The sequence below is a fragment of the Candidatus Methylomirabilota bacterium genome (assembly GCA_035936835.1).
GTDB lineage: Bacteria > Methylomirabilota > Methylomirabilia > Rokubacteriales > CSP1-6 > AR37.
In genome coordinates this window covers 1-5067 of the sequence record DASYVT010000009.1, presented here as the reverse complement: position 1 = coordinate 5067, position 5067 = coordinate 1, and the positions used below count along the sequence as shown (strand labels likewise).

At 69.5% G+C, this 5067-nt stretch carries 4 protein-coding genes; all 4 read left to right on the top strand.

The annotated features are described in order from the left end of the window. Positions 1-1988: hydantoinase/oxoprolinase family protein (locus VGV06_00610; GenBank protein ID HEV2053654.1), on the top strand; the 1988-nt coding region annotated here is incomplete at its 5' end. Then, the gene (locus VGV06_00605) at positions 1985-3721 is read left to right on the top strand and encodes a hydantoinase B/oxoprolinase family protein (GenBank protein HEV2053653.1); all 1737 of its coding nucleotides are present in this window, start codon (positions 1985-1987) and stop codon (positions 3719-3721) included. The genes VGV06_00610 and VGV06_00605, both read left to right, overlap by 4 nt. Positions 3722-3855: 134 nt before the next feature. Further along, complete coding sequence (locus VGV06_00600; GenBank protein ID HEV2053652.1) at positions 3856-4845, top strand: ABC transporter substrate-binding protein; 990 nt, start codon at positions 3856-3858, stop codon at positions 4843-4845. Beyond that, a partial coding sequence (locus tag VGV06_00595) for an ABC transporter substrate-binding protein (protein HEV2053651.1) occupies positions 4842-5067 on the top strand: 226 nt, incomplete at its 3' end. The genes VGV06_00600 and VGV06_00595, both read left to right, overlap by 4 nt.

Below are 5067 nucleotides of genomic sequence, written 5' to 3'. Positions count from 1 at the left end.
TGTCGACGACCGCCAACTACGCCGAGGCGATCATCAACGGCATCCGGGAGCTGACGGCCCTGGCCGGCATCCCCGCTCGCGACATCGGCGAAATCATCCACGGCACCACCGTCGCCACCAACGCCATCCTCGAGCGCCGCGGCGCTCGCGCCGGCCTCCTGACAACAGAGGGCTTCCGCGATCTGCTCGAGATCGGGCGCCTGCGCCTCTCCCGGCTCTACGACCTAGACTTCGAGCGCCCAGCGCCCCTTGTGCCCCGCCGGTGGCGCCGCGAGATCCGCGAGCGCATGAATCACCGCGGCGAGGTGGTCACGCCGCTCGACCGCGAGGGCGCGGCCGCCGCCATCGATCGCCTGCTCGCCGAGGGCGTGGAATCGATCGCGGTCTGCTTCCTGCACGCCTACGCCAACCCCTCCCACGAGACCCAGGTGGGGGCGATGATCCGCGAGCGCGCGCCCCACGTGGCGCTCACGCTCTCGTCGGAGATCCTGCCCGAGATGCGCGAGTTCGAGCGCACGAGTACCGCCGTCACCAACGCCTACGTGATGCCCGTGATGGGCCGCTATCTCGCCTCGCTCGAGGGCGAGCTGCGCAGGCTGGAGGCCAACGCGCCGCTGCTCATCATGCAGTCAAACGGCGGCGTCATGACGGCCGAGGGCGGGCGCCGGCGCCCCGTGCACGTCATCGAGTCGGGGCCCGCCGCCGGTGTCATCGCCACGGCCGCGCTCGCCCGCGCGATCGGCGAGCCCAACGCGCTCAGCATCGACATGGGCGGCACGACCGCGAAGGCCTCCATCATCGAGGGGTACGAGATCAAGCGCACCGGCGAATTCGAGATCGGCGGCTCGATGTCGCAGGGCAGCCGGCTCAACAAGGGCGGGGGCTTCCTGCTGCGCGTGCCCGCCATCGACATCGCCGAGGTCGGCGCGGGCGGCGGCAGCATCGTGAGCGTCGACGGCGCGGGGGCGCTCCACGTCGGCCCGCGGAGCGCCGGCGCCGTGCCGGGGCCCGTCTGCTATGACCAGGGCGGTACGGAGGTCACGCTCACCGACGCCAACGTCACGCTCGGCTACCTGCACCCCGAGCGCCTGCCGAGCGGCCTCCGCCTCGCCGCCGAGAAAGCGCGCCGCGCTCTCGCCGCGCAAATCGCGACGCCCCTCGGGATCGATCTCGCCGACGCCGCCCACGGCGTCTACCTGCTCGGGTGCGCGGGCATGGCGCGCGCGGTGCGCGCCGTCACCATCGAGCGCGGGCGCGACCCGCGCGAGTTCACGCTGGTGGCGTTCGGCGGCAACGGTCCGCTCTTCGCCGCCGAGATGGCCCGTTCGCTCGAGATCGGCACGATCTTGATCCCGCCCGCGCCCGGCGTCTTCAGCGCCCTCGGCCTCCTCGAGGCCGAGCTGGAACATCACCTGGTGAAGACGTTCCTCCGGCCGCTCTTCGGCACGAAGCCGTCGGAGATCGGCGCCGCGGTGGCGGAGCTGGAGCGCGAGGCCGAGGCGCTCCTGCGCGGCGAAGGGAGCCGCGCGCAGGTGGAGATCGAGCGGGCCGTCGACCTCAAATACCAAGGACAATCCTTCGAGCTGACGGTGCCGCTGCCGCGGTCCTGGACCGACGAGGCCCTGCGCCAACTGGCCGCCAGCTTCGGGCTCGAGCACGAGCGGACCTATGGCCACAAGGCGGAAGGCGATCCCATCCAGATGGTGAACCTGAGGCTCACCGCGCGCGTGCTGCGCCCCGCCGACCGCGCCGCGATCCGGCTCGAAGCGGATCGCACGGTCCGCGGCGGCGACCGCCGCGCCTACTTCGGACCCGTCCATGGCGAGATCGCGACGCCAGTCATCACGCGGGCGGCGCTCGACGTGACGCCTCAGCCTGGGCCGCTCCTCGTCGACGAGTACGACGCCACGACGCTGGTCCCGCCGGGCTGCGCCGCCCGCCAGGACGCTCACGGCAACATCGTCATCACCACCGGAGGCACGCGATGAGCGCCCGCGATCTCAGCGATCCGATTCTCCTCGAGCTGGTGAAGAACGGCCTGGATGCAATTGTGGACGAGATGGCCATCGCGCTCGTGCGCACCGCCTACTCGAACAATCTCAAGAACGCGATGGACATGTCGTGCGCCCTCTGCGACGCTGACGGCCGCCTGATCGCCCAAGGCCTCACGCTGCCGCTGCACTTGGGCTCCATCCCCGACGCGATGGCCCACGTGCGCCGCAAGTTCGGCGGGAGCCTCGAGCCCGGCGACGTGTTCCTCCTGAACGATCCGTACGAGGGCGGGACTCACCTCCCCGACTTTTATATCTTCAAGCCCATCTTCGTGGAGGCGCGCCTCGTCGGCTGGTCCACGAGCATCGGGCATCAGCTCGACGTGGGCGGCAAGACGCCCGGCGGTAACGGCTGCGACGCCACGGAGATCTTCCAGGAGGGCCTGCGTATCCCGCCGCTCCGACTCTACGCGGCGGGCAAGCCGGTGGACGCGGTGTTCGAGCTGATCGACCGCAACGTGCGCGTGCCACGCCAGGTGCTCGGCGACGTGCGCTCGCAGGTGGCCGCCTGTCTCACGGGTGAGCGCGGCTACCTGAAGCTGGCCGAGCAGTACGGCGCCGAACGTTTCGCGGCGTGTACGACGGCGCTGCTCGAGCAGGCCGAGCGGCTGGCGCGTAACGCCATCACCGCCATGCCCGACGGTCGCTACACGTTCACCGACTGGATGGACGACGACGGCATCGATCCCGACCCGATTCCGATCACCGTGGCCATCACCATCGCCGGCGACCGCCTCATTGCCGACTTCACGGGCTCGGCGCCGCAGGTGAAGGGCGCCATCAACTCCCCGCTGCCGTTCACCAAGTCCGCCGTCTATGCGTGCGTGCGCCATCTGGTCGGCGGCTCCCCGCCGAACAACGAGGGCTACTTCCGCCCGATCGAGGTGATCGCGCCGCCGGGCACCGTCGTCAACCCCGTCATGCCCGCCGCCGTCGCCGCCCGCGGCCTCACCGGCTTCCGCATGGCCAACGCGGTGTTCGGCGCTCTCGCTCAGATCGCGCCCGATCGGGTCTTCGCGTGCGAAGTGGGCGGCGACACGGGCGTGAGCTTCGGCGGTTACGACGCCGAACGCCGGCCCTTCGTCTTCCTCGAGTTCCTGTTCGGCTCCTGGGGGGGCCGCCCGACCAAGGACGGCGTCGACGCGTGCAGCAGCTCCGTCGTGAACTTCTCCAACAATCCCGTCGAGATCATCGAATCCGAGTACCCCCTCATGATCGAGCGTTACGGGTACCTGCCCGACACGGGCGGCCCCGGCAAGTTCCGCGGCGGCCTCGCCCTGGAGCGCCAGTATCGCTTCCTGGAAGTGGAAGGCACGCTCCAGCTCCGCACCGACCGGCGCCATCACCTGCCCTACGGCCTGGCCGGCGGGCGCCCGGGGACTCCATCGCGCAACGTCCTGAACCCAGGGCCGGACAGCCGCGAGCTGCCGGCCAAGTGCACGCTGACCGTGCGGCATGGCGATGTCTACCGCCACGAGCTGGCCGGCGCCGGTGGCTGGGGCGATCCGTTCGAGCGCGATCCCGAGCATGTGCTGCGGGACGTGATGGAGGAGAAGATCAGCGTCGCGTACGCCCGACGGGAGTACGGCGTGGCGATCGACGAGCGCACGTGGACGATCGTGCCGGAGGACACGGCGCGGCTTCGCGCGGCGGCGCGGACTCCGCGCTGAAGGAGAGGCACTGACTCTGCTAGACTCCCGCCCAGCCTGTAAGGAGGGCTCCGCATGGACCCGGCCCGTCTGCTCCAAGCCCCTATCCGATCACTCACCCCTAAGTCGCAGAACACTTGCGCGAGGACCCAGTGATGGAGCGGCGCACCTTCATGGCGATGCTCACTGGCGGCATCGTCGTCGCACCGTTCGCCGCCGAGGCGCAGCAGGCGGCCAAGGTCCCTCGAATAGGCTGGCTGGCGGTCAACCTGGCCCCTAATCCCCACCTGCGAGAGGCCTTCCGTCAAGGACTGCGTGACCTCGGTTACGTCGAGGGTCGCAACCTCGTGATCGAATACCGAGATGCCGAGGGGAAGCTCGAGCGGCTCCCCGCTCTTGCGGCCGAACTGGTTGCGCTCAAGGTTGATGTCATCGTGGCCCCAAACACAGTCGCCGCCTTGGCCGCCACGCAAGCGACCAGGACCCTCCCCATTGTCTTCGCTTCTGCTGGCGATCCGGTGACGAGCGGGTTCGTCACCAGCCTTGCGCGGCCGGGTGGCAATGTCACAGGGTTGGCCTTCCTCGCCCCGGAGCTAGTCGGCAAGTGTCTCGAACACCTCAAGCAGGCCGTGCCGGGGGTCAGTCGGGTCGCTGTCCTCTGGCAGCCGGGTGCCTTTGGCGAACGCACGGAAAAGGACATGCTGAAGGAAGCAGAAGTCGCGGGGCGGGCGCTGGAGGTGCAGCTTCAATTCGTTGAGGCGCGAGGCCCCGCCGATGTCGACAGGGCCTTCTCGGACATGACCAGGGCGCGCGCGGGTGCTATGACTGTGTTGCCAAGCGCCATGCTCTTCGGTGAGCGAAGACGCCTCGTGGACCTGGCGGCCAAGAACCGGCTGCCGGCAGTGTACCCATCGAGGGACAGTGTCGATGCCGGGGGCCTGATGGCCTATGGACCGGACCTTGCTGATTTGTATCGGCGCGCCGCTACCTACGTGGACAGGATTCTCAAGGGTACGAAGCCCGCCGACCTGCCCGTCGAGCAGCCGACGAAGTTCGAGCTGGTAATCAACCTCAAGGCCGCCAAGGCCCTCGGCCTAACGATCCCGCCGTCGGTGCTGGGGCGGGCGGATGAGGTCATCCAATGATCACCCGGCGAGTGTTCGTCGGCTCTCTGACTGGCGGCCTCCTCGCCACGCCGCTCGCCGCCGAGGCGCAGCAACCCGGGCGGGCCCCCGTGGTTGGGGTCCTTTTGCTGGGCCCCCCGACACCCATTCCGCGCATCGCGGTCTTCAAGGAGGCCCTGCGCGAATTGGGTTATGTCGAGGGCCAGAGCATCGCCTTTGAGTACCGTGGGGCGGAGGGGAGGA

What these genes read in the sequence shown, in the direction of transcription:
- VGV06_00605 (HEV2053653.1), top strand. Translation starts at nt 1,985, where the DNA reads ATGAGCGCCCGCGATCTCAGCGATCCGATTCTCCTCGAGCTGGTGAAG.
- VGV06_00600 (HEV2053652.1), top strand. Translation starts at nt 3,856, where the DNA reads ATGGAGCGGCGCACCTTCATGGCGATGCTCACTGGCGGCATCGTCGTC.